Origin of the sequence: Burkholderia sp. EMB26 (assembly GCF_024730645.1) — a bacterium.
GTDB lineage: Bacteria > Pseudomonadota > Gammaproteobacteria > Burkholderiales > Burkholderiaceae > Burkholderia > Burkholderia cenocepacia.
Window position 1 is genome coordinate 2,076,176 of the sequence record NZ_CP078070.1, and the last position, 20,304, is coordinate 2,096,479.

Here is a 20,304-nt window from a genome sequence, read left to right on the forward strand (position 1 = left end):
CGCCGTCGCTGCCCCGATCCACCGGCCATTTTCGTCATGACTGCCCTGCCCGCCTCGCCCGAATCCGCACCGGCCCGCCCCCGCGACGCCGAGCCGACCGAAGACAACATCCGCGATCTCGTCTACGCGTTCTACGACCGCGTGCGCGCCGATCCGCTGCTCGGACCCGTGTTCGACGCGAAGCTGGCCGGCCGCTGGGACGATCATCTGCCGAAGATGGTGACGTTCTGGTCGAGCCTCGTGCTCGGCACCAAGGGCTATCGCGGCAACGTGCAGCAGGCGCACCAGCCGCTCGACGGGATCGAGCCGGCCCACTTCAGCCGCTGGCTGTCGCTGTTCCTGAAAACCGTCGAAGCGCGCTACGCGCCGCCGGCGGCGCTCCGTTTCATGGAGCCCGCGCTGCGGATCGCGCAGAGCCTGCAGTTGAGTCGGTTCGGCTGGGATTACCAGATTCCGCCCGAGCAGCAGGCGCTGCTCGACGCGATCGCGCCGCGCCGTCGCGACGCGGGCGACGATTCGCACGCGTTGCCGTCGCGGGCCCGCGGCGAGCCGTTTCCGACCAAGATCATCGGGCGCAGCGTCGACCCGGACGCGTAACGTCCGTCACCCGCGACGATCGCGTGCATGCGGCACATCGCCGCATCGTTCGCGCGCCGCGCTCAGCGCCGCGTGTTGCCCGACTCGACGCCCCAGCGCGCGAGCGCGGCGTCGTCGGTGCTGCGCGCATCGACCCAGCGCTCGCCGTCCGGCGTCGTTTCCTTCTTCCAGAACGGCGCTTCGGTCTTCAGGTAATCCATCACGAATTCGCACGATGCAAACGCATCGCCGCGGTGCGACGCGACCGTCGCGACCATCACGATCTGGTCGAGCGGCAACAGCCTGCCGACGCGATGCACGATCGCGACGTCGATGCCCGGCCAGCGCCGGCCGGCCTCGGCCGCGATCTTCTCGAGCGCCTTCTCGGTCATTCCGGGATAGTGTTCGAGCTCCATCGCGGCGACCGACTCGCCTTCGTTCAGGTCGCGCACCGTGCCGACGAAGCACGCGACCGCACCGATCTTCGGGTTGCGCGCCCGCAATGCCGCGACTTCGGCATTCAGATCGAAATCGTCGGTCTGGACTCGTACCGTTGCCATCGCCCGGCCCTCAACCGCCCGTCACCGGCGGAAAGAACGCGACCTCGCAGCCTTCGGTGAGCCGCGTGTCGGGATCGGTCATCTCGTGGTTGCACGCCATGCGCAACGCGCGCCCTTCGGCGAGCGTGTCGGCCCACGCGCCGCCGCGCACGCGCAGCCACGCCCGCACGTCGCCGACGGTCGTCACGCCGTCCGGTACGTTGGCTTCTTCATCGGCGACGCCCAGCGCTTCGCGCACGCTTGCAAAAAATTTCAGCTGAATCTTCATGGTTCGGGAAGCCGTCGCGTTACGACAGCAGTTCGGAAAACGGAATGAAACGCACGGTCTCGCCGGCGCTGATCGCGTGCTGCGGCGGATTGTCGATCAGGCCGTCGCCCCAGACCGTCGACGTGAGCACGGCCGAGCTCTGGTTCGGGAACAGGTCGAGGCCGCCGGCCGCATTCACGCGCGCACGCAGGAATTCGTTGCGCCGGTCGCCCTTGCTCTGCGAAAAATCGGCACGCAGCGACAACGCGCGCGGCGCGACGTCGCGCACGCCGGACAGGCGCAGCAGGAACGGCCGCACGAACAGCAGGAACGTGACGAAGCTCGAGACCGGGTTGCCGGGCAGCCCGATGAAATGCGCGTCGGCGCGCTCGTCGCCGCGGCGCACGGCACCATACGCGAGCGGCTTGCCGGGCTTCATCGCGATCTGCCACAGCGCGAGCCGCCCTTCCGCCTCGACGGCCGGCTTCACGTGATCCTCGTCGCCGACCGACACGCCGCCGCTCGTCAGGATCACGTCGTGATCGCGGGCGGCCTCCCGCAGCGTGTCGCGGGTCGCGGCCAGCGAGTCGGGCACGATGCCGTAGTCGGTCACGTGACAGCCCAGCCGCTCCAGCAGCCCGCGCAGCGTGAAGCGGTTCGAGTTGTAGATCGCGCCGGGTTTCAGCGGCTCGCCGGGCATCGTCAGTTCGTCGCCGGTGAAGAACACCGCCACGCGAATCCGCCGCGCGACCGACAGCTGCGCGCAGCCGACCGATGCGGCGAGACCCAGCGCCTGCGGCGTGAGCCGCGTGCCGGCCGGCAGGATCACCGCCCCCTGGCGGATGTCCGCGCCCTGCGCGGTGATCCATTCACCTGCCTTCGGCGTGTGCAGGATCTCGACCGCGTCGCCGTCGGCCGACGCCTGCTCCTGCATCACGACCGCGTCGGCGCCGGGCGGCACCGTCGCGCCGGTGAAGATCCGCGCGGCCGTGCCGGCCGCAAGCGGTTGCGCCGGATGGCCAGCCGGAATGCGTTGCGACACCGGCAACCGTCGATCGCCGTGCAGCAGGTCGGCGACGCGCACCGCATAGCCGTCCATCGCGCTCGTGTGCATCGGCGGCACGTCGAGCGGCGAGCTGACGTCGGCCGCCAGCACGCGGCCGAGCGCGTCGAGCGTGGCGACGGTTTCGGCGCCGGGCAGCGGCTTCGCGGCATCGAGCAGCGCGGCGAGCGCCTCGGCGGTCGACAGCATTGGCGCGCGCGGCGCCGCGGGATTCGGGTTCGACATCGATGGAATCGGGGATCGTTGGAATCAAACCGTCATTGTAGCGACGCCGTCACGCGCACGCGCGATATGGCGAGCATGCGAAGACTGTGATCGGCGCGAACGCGCGGGTCTGGCACTTGTTTCGCGCGGAGAACGATGCCCGGATGCCGAGCCCGCGAACCAAACGAAACGGCCGGAACCCCGATCCGTTCGACGAATCGGCGTTCCGGCCGTCCTGCGCCGCCGGGCCTGCGGGCCCGGCCGTGCGTCATGCGCCCGTATGGGCGGCGATGAAGTCCTTCACCTGCTGCGCGTCGGCCTTCACGACCTCGAAGCGCTGCGGCAGCGCCTCGAGCCCGTCGAATGCGGCCGGCCGCTCGGCTTCGCGGTCGAGCGCTTCGCGGATCGTCTCGCCGAACTTGATCGGCTGCGCCGTCTCGAGCACGACCATCGGCACGCCGGCTTCCAGGTGCTCGCGCGCGACCTTCACGCCGTCGGCCGTATGCGTGTCGATCATCGTGTCGTAGCGCGAGAACACGTCGCGGATCGTCGCGATGCGGTCGGTGTGGCTGCTGCGGCCCGACACGAAACCGAATTCGGCGACGCGCGCGAAATCGCCGCTCGCCGCGAGATCGAAGCCGCCCTTCTCCTCGACGTCGCGGAACAGCTGCATCACGCGGGCCGGATCGCGGCCGAGCAGGTCGAACACGAAGCGCTCGAAGTTCGACGCCTTCGAGATGTCCATGCTCGGGCTGCTCGTGTGATAGGTGTTCTCGGCGCTGCGCACGCGATACGCGCCCGTGCGGAAGAACTCGTCGAGCACGTCGTTTTCGTTGGTCGCGACCACCAGCTTCGCGATCGGCAGCCCCATCATCCGCGCGATGTGGCCCGCGCAGACGTTGCCGAAGTTGCCCGACGGCACCGTGAACGACACGCGCTCGTCGTTGGACTGCGTCGCCGCGAAGTAGCCCTTGAAGTAGTAGACGACCTGCGCGACGACACGCGCCCAGTTGATCGAGTTGACGGTGCCGATCTTCTGCTGCGCCTTGAATGCATGATCGTTCGACACGGCCTTCACGATGTCCTGGCAATCGTCGAACACGCCTTCGACCGCGAGGTTGAAGATGTTCGGATCCTGCAGGCTGAACATCTGCGCCGTCTGGAACGCGCTCATCTTCTTGTGCGGCGACAGCATGAACACGCGCACGCCGGCCTTGCCGCGCATCGCGTACTCGGCCGCGCTGCCGGTGTCGCCCGACGTCGCGCCGAGGATGTTCAGCGCTTCACCGTGCTTCGCGAGCGTGTACTCGAACAGGTTGCCGAGCAGCTGCATCGCCATGTCCTTGAACGCGAGCGTCGGGCCGTTCGACAGTTCGAGCAGCGACAGCGCCGCGCCGTGCTCGGTGCCGAGCGTCTTCAGCGGCGTGATGTCGGACGCGTTCTCGCCGTGGCGCGTGTTGCTGTACACGGCGGCCGTGTACGTGCGGCGCGTGATCGCACGCAGGTCGTCGGCCGGCACGTCGTCGCAGAACTTCGACAGGATCTCGAACGCGAGATCCGCGTACGACAGCGTACGCCAGCGCGCGAGCTCGTCGGCCGACACCTTCGGATACTCGGCAGGCAGGTAGAGCCCGCCGTCCTTCGCGAGACCGCCGAGCAGGATGTCGGAGAACGTATGGCGCTCGCCGATGCCGGCGCCGCGCGTGGAAATGTAGTTCATGTCGTCCTCGGCTCAGTTCAGCGCTTCCATGCGCAGCTTCGTGACCTTCGAGACCACCGTCGCCAGGCTCTCGATCTGCGCGATCGCCGCGTTGACGTTCTTCTCGACCGTCTCGTGCGTGATCAGGATGATGTCGGTCTCGCCGTTCGCGCCGTCGATCTGCTCCGATTCCTTCTGCAGCAGCGCGTCGATCGAGATGCCCGATTCGGCGAGGATGCGCGTAATCGCGGCGAGCACGCCGGTCTGGTCGGCGACGCGCAGGCGCAGGTAGTAGCCGCTCGTCACTTCCTCGATCGGCAAGATCGGCGTGTTCGACAGGCTGTCCGGCTGGAACGCGAGATGCGGCACGCGATGCTCGGGGTCGGCCGTGTGCAGGCGCGTGACGTCGACGAGATCCGCGACGACGGCCGACGCGGTCGGCTCCGCGCCCGCGCCCTTGCCGTAGTACAGCGTCGTGCCGACTGCGTCGCCGTGCACGACGACCGCGTTCATCGCGCCCTCGACGTTCGCGAGCAGGCGCTTTTCCGGAATCAACGTCGGGTGCACGCGCAGCTCGATGCCGTTTTCGGCGCGGCGCGTGATGCCGAGCAGCTTGATCCGGTAGCCGAGCTCCTCCGCGTAGCGGATGTCGGTCGCGTCGAGCTTGCTGATGCCCTCGACGTACGCGCGGTCGAACTGCACCGGCACGCCGAACGCGATCGCGCTCATGATCGTCGCCTTGTGCGCGGCGTCGACGCCTTCGATGTCGAAGGTCGGATCGGCTTCCGCGTAGCCGAGCTCCTGCGCGGCCTTCAGCGCGGTCGCGAAGTCGAGCCCGCGGTCGCGCATTTCCGACAAGATGTAGTTGGTCGTGCCGTTGATGATGCCGGCGATGTACTGGATGCGGTTCGCGGTCAGGCCTTCGCGCAGCGCCTTGATGATCGGGATGCCGCCGGCGACGGCCGCCTCGAACGCGACCATCACGCCCTTCTCGCGCGCGGCTTCGAAGATCTCGGTGCCGTGCACCGCGAGCAGCGCCTTGTTCGCCGTCACGACGTGCTTGCCGTTCGCGATCGCGCGCAGCACGAGCTCGCGCGCGATGCCCGTGCCGCCGATCATCTCGGCGATGATCGCGATCGACGGATCGTCGACGACCGCGTTGAAATCGTCGGTGATCTGCGCGGCGGCGGCGTCACCGCCGAGCGCAGCCTGCGCCTTGGCCGGGTTGCGCACGGCAATGCGCGCCACCTCGATGCCGCGCCCCGCGCGTCGCTTGATTTCTTCCTGGTTGCGGCGCAGCACCGTGAAGGTGCCGCTGCCCACCGTGCCGAAGCCCAACAGGCCAACTTTGATCGGTTCCATGCTGCGTGTGATCGATGAGTAAGAAGTAGTGAGTTCCGTGTGGTCCTGCCCGCTCAGACCGAATGGCGCTTGCGGTAGCCGTCGAGGAAGCGTGCGATCCGGTTGATCGAATCGGTCAGGTCGTCGAGGTTCGGCAGGAAGACCACGCGGAAGTGGTCGGGCGTCGTCCAGTTGAAACCCGTGCCCTGGACGAGCAGCACGCGCTCCTCGAGCAACAGGTCGAGAATGAACTGCTGGTCGTTCTGGATCGGATAGAGCGTCGGGTCGAGGCGCGGGAACATGTACAGCGCGGCCTGCGGTTTCACGCAGGTCACGCCCGGGATCGACGTCAGCATGTCATACGCGAGTTCGCGCTGCTTGTACAGGCGCCCGCTCGGCACGATCAGCTCGTTGATGCTCTGATAGCCGCCGAGCGCCGTCTGGATCGCGAACTGGCCGGGCACGTTCGCGCACAGGCGCATCGACGACAGGATGCCGAGCCCCTCGAGGTAATCCTTCGCGCGCCGGCGGTTGTCGCCGCCGAGGCCCGACACGGCCATCCAGCCCGCGCGGTAGCCGCACGAGCGATAGCTCTTCGACAGGCTGTTGAACGTGACGGTGATCACGTCCTCCGACAGCGCACCGAGCGCCGTGTGCTCGAGGCCGTCGTAGACGATCTTGTCGTAGACCTCGTCGGCGAACACGATCAGCCCGTGCTGGCGCGCGATCTCGAGCAGCTCCAGCAGCAATTCGTCGGAATAAAGCGCGCCGGTCGGATTGTTCGGGTTGATCACGACGATCGCCTTCGTGTTCGGCGTGATCTTGCGGCGGATGTCGTCGAGATCGGGCATCCACGCGTTCTGCTCGTCGCACACGTAGTGGACCGGCGTGCCGCCCGACAGGCTCACGGCCGCCGTCCACAGCGGGTAGTCGGGCGCGGGCAGCAGCACTTCGTCGCCGTCGTTCAGGAGCGCCTGGGTCGCCATCACGATCAGCTCGGACGCGCCGTTGCCGATGTAGATGTCGTCGAGGCCGACGCCGACGACGCCCTTTTCCTGCGTGTAGTGCATCACGGCCTTGCGCGCCGAGAACACGCCCTTCGAATCCGAATAGCCGGACGACGCCGGCAGGTTGCGGATCATGTCCTGGATGATCTCGTCGGGCGCGTCGAAACCGAACGGCGCGAGGTTGCCGATGTTCAGCTTGATGATGCGGTGGCCTTCTTCCTCGAGGCGCTTCGCGTGCTCGAGCACCGGGCCACGGATGTCGTAGCAGACGTTGAGCAGCTTGTTCGACTTCTGAATCGGTTTCACGACGACACGGTTCCTGGGTTGGCCTTGCGGCCGGGGGGACGGGATCAAAACTGGAAAGCGGCCGGTCTGTGCGCGCTGTCTAGACTGGGAAAAAGCGGCGGTCGGACGCGGCTTGTGGCGACGCACGACGCAAGTGGCGCCCGGGGGCGACCAAAAAGTTATAATTTAGCGGATTTTGGCCGACTTTCGCAATGCACCATAGCCGCGCCGGGCCCGCGCCGTCAGGCGTCCCCGCGTGCCCGGGCGCGCGAAACCGGCCAGCCGGGCCCGCACGGCCCGGCCAATCCATTCCCCTACGGAACCGCGGAATACCGATTTGAAACTGCACCAGGACGCGAGCGGCGCGCTCAACACCGTCACCGGCTACGGCCCCGATTATGTCGACGTCAATCTCGAACGCCACGAAACGAGCGTCATCGTGCTGCCCGGCGCGCCGGTCCAGGCCTGGCCCGTGTCGTCGTTCGACGCGCTCGCGCCCGAGCATTTCGCGATGCTGCTCGAGCCGACGCCCGAGCTCGTGATCTTCGGCAGCGGCGCGCGGCTGCGCTTCCCCCACCCGCGGCTCGTCGCGGCGCTCACCGCGCAGCGGATCGGCGTCGAAACGATGGATTTCCAGGCCGCCTGCCGCACCTACAACATCCTGATGGCCGAGGGCCGCAAAGTCGCCGCCGCGCTCTTAATTGAACGTTAATCCCCGATGCGGTAAAACTCGGGCCGGCGCAGCGGGTCGATCCCCCGATCGGCCGGCCAGGCCGCCCGCCCCCGGCGCCACCCGCCGGCGGCCCGTCACAACAACCAACAGGCTGAAAACCCATGAACGATACGCCGTCGAGGCTACCGCTCAATCGCATCACGCTCGTCCTCCTGCTCGTCGCGCTCGCGATCGTCTGGTTCGCGCCGCTCGGGCTGCGCCACCTGATCCCGAGCGACGAAGGCCGCTACGCGGAAATGGCGCGCGAGATGTTCGTCACCGGCGACTGGATCACGCCGCGCTACAACGGTTACAAGTACTTCGAGAAGCCGCCGCTGCAGACCTGGCTGAACGCGCTGACGTTCGCGTGGTTCGGCATCGGCGAATGGCAGGCGCGCCTCTATACCGCCGTGGCCAGCTTCGCCGGCGTGCTGCTCGTCGGCTACACCGGCGCGCGCCTGTTCAACCCGCTGTCGGGCTTCCTCGCCGCCGTCGTGCTGGCCAGCTCGCCGTACTGGAACCTGATGGGCCACTTCAACGCGCTCGACATGGGGCTCGCGTTCTGGATGGCGCTGTCGCTCTGCTCGCTGCTGCTCGCGCAGCGGCCCGGGCTGCGCCCGGCCGCGGTGCGCGGCTGGATGTGGGCGTGCTGGGCCGCGATGGCGTTCGCGGTGCTGTCCAAGGGCCTCGTCGGCCTGATCCTGCCCGGCGCCGTGCTCGTGCTGTACACGCTGATCGCGCGCGACTGGGCGCTGTGGAGGCGCCTGTACCTGGTCAGCGGCCTCGTGATCTTCTTCGCGATCGTCACGCCGTGGTTCGTGCTCGTCCAGCAGCGCAACCCCGAGTTCTTCAACTTCTTCTTCATCGTCCAGCAGTTCCGCCGGTACCTGACCCCGGAACAGAACCGCCCGGGTCCGCTGTACTACTTCGTGCCCGTGCTGCTGGTCGGCTTCCTGCCGTGGCTGTCGGTCGCGTGGCAGAGCATCCGCCATGCGGTGCGGATGCCGCGCCAGCCGAACGGCTTCGCGCCGATGCTCGTGCTGCTGATCTGGAGCGCGTTCATCTTCCTGTTCTTCAGCGCGTCGCATTCGAAGCTGATCTCGTACGTGCTGCCGGTCGCGCCGGCGCTCGCGCTGATCATCGGCGCGTACCTGCCGCTGATGACGGCCGACCGCTTCCGTCGCCACCTGCTCGGCTACCTCGTGTTTTTCGTCGCCGCGGCGTTCGGGATCGTCTTCCTCGCGTACCAGGGCGACGCCCGCACGCCGAACGCGCTGTACCGGGCGTTCCAGATGTGGCTGTACGCCGGCCTCGCGGTCGCGGCCGCGCTGACGCTCGTGGCCGCGTGGCTGAACCGTCGCGCGGGCGTGGCCGCCGCGCTCGCCACGTTCGGCGCCGCATGGCTCGTGTTCGGCACGATCGGCGGCACCGGGCACGACGAGTTCGGCCGCTACAGCTCGGGCGCGCTGCTCGCGCCGGCCGTGCGCGCCGAACTGGCGAAGCTGCCGCCCGACACGCCGTTCTACTCGATCGAAATGCTCGACCACACGTTCCCGTTCTACATGGGTCACACGACGATCATGGTGCAGCGCCAGGACGAGCTCGCGTTCGGGATCTCGGTCGAGCCGAACAAGTGGATTCCGACCGTCGGCGAATGGATCACGCGCTGGAAGCAGGAAACCCGCGCGCTCGCGATCATGCCGCCCGGCCAGTACGACGCGCTGGTCAAGGAAGGCGTGCCGATGCGCGTGATCGCGCGCGACAACCGGCGCGTGATCGTCGAGAAACCGCAATCGTAAGGACGCCTCCCGCATGAACCCCGTTTCGTTCGTCTGCATCGTCACCGGCGTGATGCTCAACGCCTGTGCGCAACTTCTGCTGAAAGCCGGCGTCAACGCCGTTGGACACTTCGAATTCAGCCGTGCGAACATCATCCCGGTCGGCCTGAAGATCGCGACCCAGTTGCCGATCATCGGCGGCCTCGGCTGCTACGTGCTGAGCGTCGTCGTGTGGATCGTCGGGCTGTCGCGGGTCGACGTGTCGATCGCGTACCCGATGCTGTCGCTCGGCTACGTCGTCAACGCGTTCGCGGCGTGGTACCTGTTCGGCGAGGTGCTGTCGGTCCAGCGGCTCGTCGGCATCGGCATCATCCTGATCGGTGTGCTCGTGCTCGCGCGCAGTTGAGCACGGCGCGCGGCGTTAAGCGTCCGCCTACAAAAAATCACGGTACGAATCCGCCAACCGGTGTTTAATGCCGGTTTCGGGCGGATCGCCCGACCCTTTTATTACACGCCATTACAGGCCAAACGCGTTCATGAGCCAGACTACCGCCCCGTTTCTGCCGTTCACCCGCCCCGAGATCGACGAGGAAACCATCCAGGGCGTCGTCGAGGTGTTGCGCTCGGGCTGGATCACCACCGGCCCGCAGTGCCAGAAATTCGAGGCGGCGCTGTCCGAGTACTGCGGCGGCCGTCCGGTCCGCGTATTCAATTCGGGCACCTGCACGCTCGAGATCGGCCTGCGCATCGCGGGCGTCGGCCCCGGCGACGAGGTGATCACGACGCCGGCGTCGTGGGTCTCGACCAGCAACGTGATCATCGAAACGGGCGCGACGCCCGTGTTCGCGGACATCGATCCCGTCACGCGCAACATCGACCTCGACAAGCTCGAGCAGGCGATCACGCCGCGCACGAAGGCGATCATCCCCGTGTTCCTGTCCGGCCTGCCGGTCGACATGGACCGCCTGTACGCGATCGCCCGCGCGCACAAGCTGCGCGTGATCGAGGATGCCGCGCAGGCGTTCGGCTCGACGTGGCACGGCAGGCGCATCGGCGCGATCGGCGACCTCGTGTCGTTCAGCTTCCACGCGAACAAGAACCTGACGACGATCGAAGGCGGCGCGCTCGTGCTGAACAACGAGGACGAAGCGGTGCTCGCGCAGAAGTACCGGCTGCAGGGCATCACGCGCACCGGCTTCGACGGAATGGACTGCGACGTGCTCGGCGGCAAGTACAACCTGACCGACGTCGCCGCGCGCGTCGGCCTCGGCCAGTTGCCGCACCTCGAGCGCTTCACCGCGCAGCGCCGCGCACTCGCGCGCGCGTATTTCGCCGCGTTCGACGGCGGCGCGGCCGCGAAGCTCGGCGTCGGCCTGCCCGTCGCCGAATTCGAGAACGGCAACTGGCACATGTTCCTGGTCACGCTGCCGCTCGAGCGGCTGACGATCACGCGCGCCGAATTCATGGCGCAGATGAAGGAACGCGGCATCGGCACGGGCATCCACTACCCGGCGATCCATCTTTTCACGCTGTACCGTGCGCGCGGTTTCAAGGAGGGCATGTTCCCCCACGCCGAACGGTACGGCGCGTCGACCGTCACGCTGCCGCTGTTTACGCAGATGACGGAAGGCGACGTGCGTCGCGTGGTCGACGCCGTCAATCAGATTTGCGAACAATACGGAAAATAAGCGTACATGAGTCACCTTGAAGCACGCGCCGGACATCCGGGCGCCGCGCATCTGGACACCGGCCGGCCCGAAGTCTCGGTCATCATCCCCGTGTACAACGAGGAAGACGGTCTCGCCGCGCTGTTCGCGCGGCTGTATCCGGCGCTCGACGCCCTCGACACGTCGTACGAAGTGATCCTGATCAACGACGGCAGCCGCGACCGCTCGGCCGCGATGCTCGCCGATCAGTTCCACGTCCGGCCCGACACGACGCGCGTCGTGCTGCTCAACGGCAACTACGGCCAGCACATGGCGATCCTCGCGGGCTTCGCGCAGTCGCGCGGCGAGATCGTCATCACGCTCGACGCGGACCTGCAGAACCCGCCCGAGGAAATCGGCAAGCTGATCGCGAAGATGCGCGAGGGCTACGACTACGTCGGCTCGATCCGCAAGCAGCGCCAGGACAGCCTGTGGCGGCGCAAGGCGTCGCAGATGATGAACCGGCTGCGCGAGCGCATCACGCGCATCAAGATGACCGACCAGGGCTGCATGCTGCGCGCGTACAGCCGCCGCATCATCGACACGATCAACGTGTGCGGCGAAGTCAACACGTTCATCCCCGCGCTCGCGTACACGTTCGCGCAGAACCCGACCGAAATCGAGGTCGCGCACGAGGAACGCTTCGCGGGCGAATCGAAGTACTCGCTGTACAGCCTGATCCGGCTGAACTTCGACCTCGTGACGGGCTTCTCGGTCGTGCCGCTGCAGTGGCTGTCGTTCATCGGCGTGATCCTGTCGCTCGGCTCCGCCGCGCTGTTCGTGCTGCTGCTCGTGCGCCGCTTCATCGTCGGCGCGGAAGTGCAAGGCGTGTTCACGCTGTTCGCGATCACGTTCTTCCTGCTCGGCGTGATCATCTTCGCGCTCGGCCTGCTCGGCGAATACGTCGGCCGCATCTACCAGCAGGTGCGCGCGCGTCCCCGCTACCTGATCCAGGCCGTGCTCGAGCAGCACGACGGCATGCCGCCGGTGCCGGCCGCCGCGAGCCGCCCGGGAGCCGCGCAATGAAGCCGCGCGCGGTCGTCTTCGCATATCACAACGTCGGCGTGCGGTGCCTGCAGGTGCTGCTCGCGCGCGGCGTCGACGTCGCGCTGGTCGTCACGCACGAGGACAATCCGAACGAGAACATCTGGTTCGGCAGCGTCGCGTCCGTCGCGGCCGAGCACGGCATTCCGGTCGTCACGCCGGCCGACCCGGCCGATCCGGCGCTGCGCCGCGCGGTGGCCGACGCGCAGCCCGATTTCATCTTCTCGTTCTACTACCGCCACATGCTGCCGGTGGACCTGCTCGCGATCGCGCCGCGCGGCGCGTACAACATGCACGGTTCGCTGCTGCCGAAATACCGGGGTCGGGTACCGACCAACTGGGCCGTGCTGAACGGCGAGACCGAAACCGGCGCGACGCTGCACGAGATGGCCGCCAAGCCGGACGCGGGCGCGATCATCGGCCAGACCGCGGTGCCGATCCTGCCGGACGACACGGCCGCGCAGGTGTTCGACAAGGTCACGGTGGCCGCCGAGCAGACGCTGTGGCGCGTGCTGCCCGCGCTGCTCGCGGGCGAGGCGTCGCACCTGCCGAACGATCTCGCGACCGGCAGCTACTACGGCGGGCGCAAGCCCGAGGACGGCCGCGTCGACTGGTCGAAGCCGGCCGCGCAGGTCTACAACCTGGTGCGCGCGGTCGCGCCCCCGTATCCGGGCGCATTCACGGACATCCACGGCGCCCGCTTCGTGATCGCGCGCGCGCGCCTCGCGGCGCCCGGCAGCGCGGCAGCGGCCGCCGCGGCAGATTTGCCGCCCGGCCTGCACGTAAGCGATAATGCGATATTCGGCGTCTGCGGCGACAGCCGCGCCCTATCCATTCTCGAGCTCCGGCAGCAGCGCGACGGCAGCGAAACCGTCGTGACGCCCGCGGAATTCGCGCAGTTCATTCATTCTTCCCGTCATTCATGAAAGCAAAAAAAGTCCTGATCCTGGGTGTGAACGGCTTCATCGGCCATCACCTGTCGAAGCGCATTCTTGAAACCACCGATTGGGAAGTGTTCGGCATGGACATGCAGACCGACCGGCTGGGCGACCTCGTCAACCACGAGCGGATGCATTTCTTCGAAGGCGACATCACGATCAACAAGGAGTGGGTCGAGTATCACGTGAAGAAGTGCGACGTGATCCTGCCGCTCGTCGCGATCGCCACGCCGGCCACCTACGTCCAGCAGCCGCTGCGCGTGTTCGAGCTCGACTTCGAGGCGAACCTGCCGATCGTGCGCTCGGCTGTCAAGTACGGCAAGCACCTCGTGTTCCCGTCGACCTCCGAGGTCTACGGGATGTGCTCGGACGAGCAGTTCGACCCGGACGCGTCGGCGCTCACCTACGGCCCGATCAACAAGCCGCGCTGGATCTACGCGTGCTCGAAGCAGCTGATGGACCGCGTGATCTGGGGCTACGGGATGGAAGGCCTGAACTTCACGCTGTTCCGCCCGTTCAACTGGATCGGCCCGGGCCTCGACTCGATCTACACGCCGAAGGAAGGCAGCTCGCGCGTGGTCACGCAGTTCCTCGGCCACATCGTGCGCGGCGAGAACATCAGCCTCGTCGACGGCGGCTCGCAAAAGCGCGCGTTCACCGATATCGGCGACGGCATCAGCGCGCTGATGAAGATCATCGAGAACAAGGACGGCGTCGCGTCGGGCAAGATCTACAACATCGGGAATCCGAAGAACAACTTCTCGGTTCGCGAGCTCGCGCACAAGATGCTCGAACTGGCCGCGGAATTCCCCGAGTACGCCGATTCGGCCAAGCAGGTGAAGCTCGTCGAAACGACGTCCGGCGCCTACTACGGCAACGGCTACCAGGACGTGCAGAACCGCGTGCCGAAGATCGACAACACGATGCAGGAGCTCGGCTGGGCGCCGCAGGCGACGTTCGACGACGCGTTGCGCAACATCTTCGAAGCGTATCGCGGCCACGTCGCCGACGCGCGCGCGCTCGTCGAACAGCAAGGCTGACCGGGACGTTCGCTTGGCTCGTATCGTCCTCAAGATCGACGTCGACACGCTGCGCGGCACGCGCGAAGGCGTGCCGAACCTCGCGCGCATCTTCGACCGCTTCAATGCGCGCGCGACCTTCCTCTTCAGCCTCGGGCCGGATCACACCGGCTGGGCGTTGCGGCGCGTGTTCCGCCCGGGCTTCCTGAAGAAGGTGTCGCGCACGTCGGTGGTCGAGCACTACGGCGTGAAGCAGCTGATGTACGGCGTGCTGCTGCCCGGCCCGGACATCGGCCGCCGTGCGATCGCCGACATGCGCGCGATTCACGAGGCCGGCTTCGAATGCGGGATCCACACGTGGGATCACGTGTACTGGCAGGACAACGTGCGCGTCCGCGATCGCGACTGGACCGCGCGTGAAATGCAGAAGAGTCACGCGCGCTTCGGCGAGATCTTCGGCGCGCCGCCCGTCACGCACGGCGCGGCCGGCTGGCAGATGAACGATGCCGCGTTCGAGCAGATCGATGCATGGGGGATGCGCTACGCGTCCGACGGTCGCGGCCATTCGCCGTACCTGCCCGTCGTCGGCGGCCGCACGCTGTCGCACGTGCAGATGCCGACCACGCTGCCCACGCTCGACGAAGTGCTCGGCATCGACGGCGTCGACACGCACAACGTCGCCGCGCACATCCTCAAGTTCACCGAAACCAATCCGCACGACCAGGTGTTCACGCTGCATGCGGAACTGGAAGGGCAGAAACTCGCGCCCGTGTTCGAACAGCTGCTCGCCGGCTGGCGTGCGCAAGGCCACACGTTTGCGACGATGGGCGACTACCACGCGGCGCTGGACCGCGACTCGCTGCCATCGTACCCTGTCACGTGGGGCGAAATCCCCGGCCGCTCCGGCGAACTGATCGTCCAGCCCGACTGAAGTTCGCACGCGAGCCGGCGTCGCCGCTCCGCCCCCCGCGGCGCGCTGCCGCGACGCCCCGCCGAACCGCGCCGCCGCAGCGGCGCCCTTCCATAACAACAGGAGAAACACGTGTCTGTCGAAGTTGACCGTCAAGTTCCCGATTTCACCGCACCGGCCACGGGCGGCGACATTTCGCTGTCCGACCTGAAGGGCAAGAAGCTCGTGCTGTACTTCTATCCGAAGGACAACACGCCGGGCTGCACGACCGAAGGGCTGCAGTTCCGCGATCTCTATCCGAAGTTCAAGAAGGCCGGTGCGGAAGTCATCGGCGTGTCGCGCGACAGCCTGCGCTCGCACGACAATTTCAAGGCCAAGCTCGAACTGCCGTTCCCGCTGATCTCCGATGCCGACGAAGCGCTGTGCGCGTTGTTCGATGTCATCAAGATGAAGAAAATGTATGGCAAGGAAGTGCGCGGAATCGAGCGTTCGACGTTCCTGCTCGACGCCGACGGCGTGCTTCGCCAGGCATGGCGCGGCATCAAGGTGCCGGGTCACGTGGACGACGTGCTAAAGGCTGTACAAGCGCTTTGAGGCGCGTTATATTGGGCCGCAATGAATGCCAGTTCGCCCCATATTTCTCGTAGCTGCGCCGGTGCCCGTTGCAATGCTTCCCGGCACCTGACGCGCATCACGACGGCATCAGCCGAGCCGCATGTCCCTGTCGACGGGGCAGCGGCTTTTTTTATGGAACGCGCGCCGGCCCTCCCCGGTCCGGCCCTTACCGCATCGAGGAGCTGATCGACACTTAGGCGAACCGGCTAGACGAAATTCCTGTGCGCCACCGCGCGCAAACTGCATGCGTCTACGTCACGCAGGATGCGATCAGCGGCGCACGCCATGCGACACGATTCCTCCCGAGGGACACCATGCCTTTGCCTACTCCCCCCAGCAAGCTCGGCAGCCTGCTGCCGCCCGACGAATACAAGGCGAAAGCGCGGCCCGCGAAAGCCGCGAAGAAATCCGCCGAAGGGGACGCATCCACAGCCGGTGACTATGGTCCGGCCAGCGTGGCCCAACCGATGATCGAAGCCGCGAACACGGCCGCGCCGCTGCGTGCCGTCGCGTCTTCGGCGCCCGACGCCGCGAGCGCACCCGCGCGCGGCCGCAAGACCAAACAGACGGCCGCGCTGCTGCAGCCGCTGCCGGCGCCCGCCGAACCCGCGGCGCCGGTCGTGGCACGCCACGACAAGCCGGCCGCCGGGAAACCGGCCACGGCGCCCGCGCGCGATGCCGGCGCCGCGACGAAGTCGCGCAGCCGCAAGCCCGCCGAAGCCGAACTGCAGAAACTGTTCGTGCTCGACACCAACGTGTTGATGCACGACCCAAGCAGCCTCTTCCGCTTCGAGGAACACGACGTCTATCTGCCGATGATGACGCTCGAGGAACTCGACAACCACAAGAAGGGGATGTCCGAAGTCGCGCGTAACGCTCGCCAGGTCAGCCGCACGCTCGACGCGCTCGTCGCCGACGGCGGCCCGATCTCGGACGGCATCCCGCTGTCGCGCCTCGGCAGCCGCGAGGCGCTCGGCCGCCTGTACTTCCAGACGAAGCTCGCCGACATCGCGCCGGTCGAAGGCTTGCCCGAGGGCAAGGCCGACAACCAGATCCTCGGCGTCGTGCGCGCGCTGCAGCGCGACCGGCCCGACCGCCAGGTCGTGCTGGTGTCGAAAGACATCAACATGCGGATCAAGGCGCATGCGCTCGGCCTGCCCGCGGAAGACTACTTCAACGACCAGGTGCTCGAGGACAAGGATCTCCTCTACACCGGCGTGCGCGAACTGCCGCAGGACTTCTGGACCAAGCACGCGAAGGGCATGGAGAGCTGGCAGGACACGAAGACGGGCACCACGTACTACCGCGTGACCGGCCCGCTCGTCGCGTCGATGCTCGTCAACGAGTTCGTCTATCTCGAGCCGCAGAACGGCGAGCCGACGTTCCACGCGATCGTCCGCGAGCTGAACGGCAAGACGGCGCTGCTGCAGACGCTGCGCGACTACAGCCACCACAAGAACAACGTGTGGGGCATCACCGCGCGCAACCGCGAGCAGAACTTCGCGCTGAACCTGCTGATGAACCCCGAGATCGACTTCGTCACGCTGCTCGGCCAGGCCGGCACCGGCAAGACGCTCGTCGCGCTCGCGGCCGGCCTCGCGCAGGTACTCGACGACAAGCGCTACAACGAGATCATCGTGACGCGCGCGACCGTGCCCGTCGGCGAGGACATCGGTTTCCTGCCCGGCACCGAGGAAGAGAAGATGCAGCCGTGGATGGGCGCATTCGACGACAACCTCGAAGTGCTGCAGAAGACCGACGATGCCGCCGGCGAATGGGGCCGTGCCGCAACGCAGGAGCTGATCCGTTCGCGCCTGAAGGTGAAGAGCATGAACTTCATGCGCGGCCGCACGTTCGTCGACAAGTACCTGATCATCGACGAGGCGCAGAACCTGACGCCGAAGCAGATGAAGACGCTCGTCACGCGCGCGGGCCCCGGCACGAAGATCGTGTGCCTCGGCAACATCGCACAGATCGACACGCCTTACCTGACCGAAGGCAGCTCGGGCCTGACCTACGTCGTCGACCGCTTCAAGGGCTGGGGCCACAGCGGCCACGTGACCCTCGCGCGCGGCGAACGCTCGCGGCTCGCCGATTACGCGTCGGACATTCTGTAACGCGCAGGCCGGCCGAGCGGCCGGCTGTCGACGCCACGCGGCGCTCCGTTTCCGGAGCGCCGTTTTTATTTGGGGTCGAAGACAAAGGTAACGCTTCGTCACGCAACAACGCAGTTTACGCGCGAAACTTCAAGTAAATTCTCAAGAATGGTTGCTTAAGCCCCGCCGGAGCGTCTACCATCGGGTCTGTCTGTTGTCATACGATTCGCGAGCGCGCCGCGCTCGCCCGCCTCGCCATGCTTCGAATCTGGGTTCCCGTCGCCGTCGTCTCCCTGCTTGCGGCCTGCTCCAGCGTGCCGCCGCAGTCGGCATCGCGCTCCGCTTCGGGGATGAAGATCACGACGCCGCGCGCCTTCCCGGCGTCGGCCAATTTCCCGAAATTCGTCGACCACAGCGTCGGCCAGGAAGAAATCTCGATCCAGGCGATGAGCCTCGTCGGCGTCCCGTATCGCTGGGGCGGCAACACGCCGACGAGCGGCTTCGACTGCAGCGGGCTCGTGCGCTACGTGATCGGCCGCGCGGCCGACGTGAACCTGCCGCGCACGACCGCCGACATGAGCGGCCGCGGCGTGTCGATCGAACCCGACCAGATCGCGCCGGGCGACCTGATTTTCTTCAATACGACCGGGCGGCCGCATTCGCACGTCGGCATCTACGTCGGCAAGCTGCGCTTCGTCAACGCACCGTCGACGGGCGGCACCGTGCGGCTCGACTACCTGACGAACCCGTACTGGGCCAAGCGTTTCGACGGCATTCGCCGCGTCGCGCCGCCGCGCTCGGCCCCGACGCCGTTCGATGCGCCGACCTACGAGGCCAAGCGCGACGAGCCGCGCAACCCGACCGCGGTCGCGGCCGCTCCGGTGGTCGTGACGGCCGCCGCCGCGCCGCGGCAGCCGACGTATGCGCCGTCGCAAGCAAGCGTGACGCAGGCGCAGGCCATTCCGACCACGCCGGTCGTGACGACGGCCGCAGCGGCACCGCCGGCAACGGCCGCCGATCCGTACGAACCGCCGCCCCCGCGGATGCAGGCGGCGCAACAGCAAGCGACGTCGGCGAATGGCGCCGCGCCCGCGATGACGGCCAATGCAGCACCGGCCGCCCCGGCCGAGGTCGGTACGCAGATTCCGACGACCGCACTGACGGCCGCCCAGGCCGCCGCCTTCGATGCCGAGCCGCCGCCCGCCACCGCGTCGACGCCGACACGCAGTATCGAGCCCGCGCCCGTGCAGGTATTGCGTGCGTCGACGCAATCCGCACCCGTCAGCCCGCGTACCAGTACCGCGGACGATCCGATCGCGCGGTTTGCGACCGGCAGTTACTGACCCGTTGCTCGACCCCGACCGTCACGACGTGGGCGGCATTTGCCACCCGCCACCGCTTCGCCGCCCCCCTCTCCCGCGCCCCCAAAAGAAAATGCGCCGCAGCCTTTCGGCTTGCGGCGCATTTCGTGTCAGCCGGAAAGCGTCGACGATCAGAAGATCTGGTGCCCGAGCCACCATCCGCCGGCCGCGAACAGCGCGGCCGCCGGCAGCGTCAGTACCCACGCCCACACGATGTTGCCGGCGACGCCCCAGCGCACGGCCGACAACTTCTGCGTCGCGCCGACACCGACGATCGCGCCGGTAATCGTGTGCGTGGTCGACACGGGAATGCCGAGGAACGACGCGACGAACAGCGTGATCGCACCGCCGCTTTCCGCGCAGAAGCCGCCGACCGGCTTGAGCTTCGTGATCTTCTGGCCCATCGTGCGCACGATGCGCCAGCCGCCGAACAGCGTGCCGAGGCCCATCGACAGGTAGCACGCGCCGATCACCCATGCCGGCGGCGCATCGGCGGTGGCCGACGCGTAGCCGCTCGCGATCAGCAGCATCCAGATGATGCCGATCGTCTTCTGTGCATCGTTGCCGCCGTGGCCCAGGCTGTACAGGCCGGCGGACAGCAGTTGCAGCCGGCGGAAGCGCCGGTCGACCTTGCTGGGCGCGGTACGGAAATACAGCCACGACACGCCGAGCATGAACAGCGAACCGAGGATGAAACCGAGCAGCGGCGAAATGAAGATGAACGCGATCGTCTTCAGCAGCCCGTCGACGTTCAGCGAACTCCAGCCCGATTTCGCGAGCGCCGCACCGACGAGACCGCCGATCAGCGCGTGCGACGAGCTCGACGGAATCCCGTAGTACCACGTGATCACGTTCCAGCCGATCGCGCCGACCAGCGCGCCGAACACGACGTAATGGTCGACGATTTCGGGATCGATCGTGCCTTTACCGACGGTCTGCGCGACTTTCAGGTGGAAGATGAAGTACGCGATCACGTTGAACGCGGCCGCGAACACCACGGCCTGCTGGGGCTTCAGCACCCCGGTCGACACGACGGTGGCGATCGAGTTCGCCGCGTCGTGAAAGCCGTTCATGAAGTCGAATACGAGCGCGACGAGCACCAGCGTCGCGACCATCCATAGGGCGAGTTGTATCGAATGCATC

19 protein-coding genes and 1 pseudogene are annotated in these 20,304 nt (G+C 67.2%); 12 read left to right on the forward strand and 8 right to left on the reverse strand.

The window, feature by feature from the left end; genetic code table 11:
• The first annotated feature begins 36 nt into the window (after window positions 1–36).
• A complete protein-coding gene (locus KU887_RS09755; protein WP_034201639.1) occupies window positions 37–597 on the forward strand; it encodes a group III truncated hemoglobin in 561 nt (186 codons plus the stop codon).
• Window positions 598–659: 62 nt separating this feature from the next.
• Here the strand turns inward: KU887_RS09755 and KU887_RS09760 are convergent, their stop codons facing one another.
• The 6 genes from KU887_RS09760 to KU887_RS09785 form a co-directional block, all read right to left on the reverse strand.
• Window positions 660–1,136 (reverse strand): molybdenum cofactor biosynthesis protein MoaE, encoded by a 477-nt coding sequence (locus KU887_RS09760; protein WP_006482862.1) that lies wholly within the window; start codon window positions 1,134–1,136, stop codon window positions 660–662.
• Window positions 1,137–1,146: 10 nt separating this feature from the next.
• Complete coding sequence (gene moaD, locus KU887_RS09765; RefSeq protein WP_034201638.1) at window positions 1,147–1,404, reverse strand: molybdopterin converting factor subunit 1; 258 nt, start codon at window positions 1,402–1,404, stop codon at window positions 1,147–1,149.
• Window positions 1,405–1,423: 19 nt separating this feature from the next.
• Window positions 1,424–2,671 carry a gephyrin-like molybdotransferase Glp gene (glp, locus tag KU887_RS09770; RefSeq protein WP_012492667.1) on the reverse strand — a complete coding sequence of 416 codons (1,248 nt, stop codon included), beginning with the start codon at window positions 2,669–2,671 and terminating at the stop codon, window positions 1,424–1,426.
• A gap of 247 nt (window positions 2,672–2,918) precedes the next feature.
• Window positions 2,919–4,370 carry a threonine synthase gene (gene thrC / locus KU887_RS09775; protein WP_006482856.1) on the reverse strand — a complete coding sequence of 484 codons (1,452 nt, stop codon included), beginning with the start codon at window positions 4,368–4,370 and terminating at the stop codon, window positions 2,919–2,921.
• A 12-nt stretch (window positions 4,371–4,382) separates the two neighbouring features.
• Window positions 4,383–5,711 (reverse strand): homoserine dehydrogenase, encoded by a 1,329-nt coding sequence (locus tag KU887_RS09780; RefSeq protein ID WP_006482858.1) that lies wholly within the window; start codon window positions 5,709–5,711, stop codon window positions 4,383–4,385.
• 53 nt (window positions 5,712–5,764) lie between these two features.
• Complete coding sequence (locus KU887_RS09785; RefSeq protein WP_077056413.1) at window positions 5,765–7,003, reverse strand: pyridoxal phosphate-dependent aminotransferase; 1,239 nt, start codon at window positions 7,001–7,003, stop codon at window positions 5,765–5,767.
• 316 nt (window positions 7,004–7,319) lie between these two features.
• Here KU887_RS09785 and KU887_RS09790 point away from each other — a divergent pair, with 316 nt between their 5' ends.
• From KU887_RS09790 to KU887_RS09830, 9 genes are all read left to right on the forward strand, one after another.
• Window positions 7,320–7,694, forward strand: a complete 375-nt coding sequence (locus KU887_RS09790) for an Mth938-like domain-containing protein (RefSeq protein ID WP_006482859.1) — start codon at window positions 7,320–7,322, stop codon at window positions 7,692–7,694.
• Window positions 7,695–7,816: 122 nt separating this feature from the next.
• Window positions 7,817–9,493, forward strand: coding sequence for a glycosyltransferase family 39 protein (locus KU887_RS09795; RefSeq protein ID WP_258250039.1), 1,677 nt, complete (start codon window positions 7,817–7,819; stop codon window positions 9,491–9,493).
• Window positions 9,494–9,506: 13 nt separating this feature from the next.
• Window positions 9,507–9,878 carry an EamA family transporter gene (locus tag KU887_RS09800; protein ID WP_006482863.1) on the forward strand — a complete coding sequence of 124 codons (372 nt, stop codon included), beginning with the start codon at window positions 9,507–9,509 and terminating at the stop codon, window positions 9,876–9,878.
• Between the two features lie 130 nt (window positions 9,879–10,008).
• Window positions 10,009–11,160: a DegT/DnrJ/EryC1/StrS aminotransferase family protein gene (locus KU887_RS09805; protein ID WP_006496385.1), complete on the forward strand. Its 1,152-nt coding sequence runs from the start codon at window positions 10,009–10,011 to the stop codon at window positions 11,158–11,160.
• Between the two features lie 6 nt (window positions 11,161–11,166).
• Window positions 11,167–12,204: a glycosyltransferase gene (locus KU887_RS09810; RefSeq protein WP_077056415.1), complete on the forward strand. Its 1,038-nt coding sequence runs from the start codon at window positions 11,167–11,169 to the stop codon at window positions 12,202–12,204.
• Complete coding sequence (locus tag KU887_RS09815; RefSeq protein WP_258250040.1) at window positions 12,201–13,148, forward strand: formyltransferase; 948 nt, start codon at window positions 12,201–12,203, stop codon at window positions 13,146–13,148. Before KU887_RS09810 ends, KU887_RS09815 begins: the two co-directional genes overlap by 4 nt.
• Entirely contained in the window at window positions 13,145–14,200 is a 1,056-nt protein-coding gene (locus tag KU887_RS09820; RefSeq protein WP_006482864.1) for a bifunctional UDP-4-keto-pentose/UDP-xylose synthase, read from the forward strand. The genes KU887_RS09815 and KU887_RS09820 overlap by 4 nt, the downstream gene beginning before the upstream one ends.
• 13 nt (window positions 14,201–14,213) lie before the next feature.
• Entirely contained in the window at window positions 14,214–15,110 is an 897-nt protein-coding gene (locus KU887_RS09825) for a polysaccharide deacetylase family protein (protein WP_006482870.1), read from the forward strand.
• Window positions 15,111–15,221: 111 nt separating this feature from the next.
• Complete coding sequence (locus KU887_RS09830; RefSeq protein WP_006482867.1) at window positions 15,222–15,683, forward strand: peroxiredoxin; 462 nt, start codon at window positions 15,222–15,224, stop codon at window positions 15,681–15,683.
• Window positions 15,684–15,881: 198 nt separating this feature from the next.
• On the opposite strand, the pseudogene KU887_RS09835 reads toward KU887_RS09830, so the two are convergent.
• Window positions 15,882–16,123: pseudogene (locus tag KU887_RS09835) on the reverse strand (hypothetical protein); the annotation flags it as partial.
• Here KU887_RS09835 and KU887_RS09840 point away from each other — a divergent pair.
• Together KU887_RS09840 and KU887_RS09845 are read left to right on the forward strand one after the other, a co-directional pair.
• Window positions 16,019–17,821, forward strand: coding sequence for a PhoH family protein (locus tag KU887_RS09840; protein WP_043205346.1), 1,803 nt, complete (start codon window positions 16,019–16,021; stop codon window positions 17,819–17,821). The pseudogene KU887_RS09835 and the gene KU887_RS09840 sit on opposite strands and share 105 nt — an antisense overlap.
• A gap of 236 nt (window positions 17,822–18,057) precedes the next feature.
• The gene (locus KU887_RS09845) at window positions 18,058–19,143 is read left to right on the forward strand and encodes a C40 family peptidase (RefSeq protein ID WP_258250041.1); all 1,086 of its coding nucleotides are present in this window, start codon (window positions 18,058–18,060) and stop codon (window positions 19,141–19,143) included.
• 149 nt (window positions 19,144–19,292) lie between these two features.
• Here KU887_RS09845 and KU887_RS09850 read toward each other — a convergent pair whose 3' ends face one another.
• Window positions 19,293–20,303: an inorganic phosphate transporter gene (locus tag KU887_RS09850; protein WP_006486254.1), complete on the reverse strand. Its 1,011-nt coding sequence runs from the start codon at window positions 20,301–20,303 to the stop codon at window positions 19,293–19,295.
• Window position 20,304 lies beyond the last annotated feature (1 nt).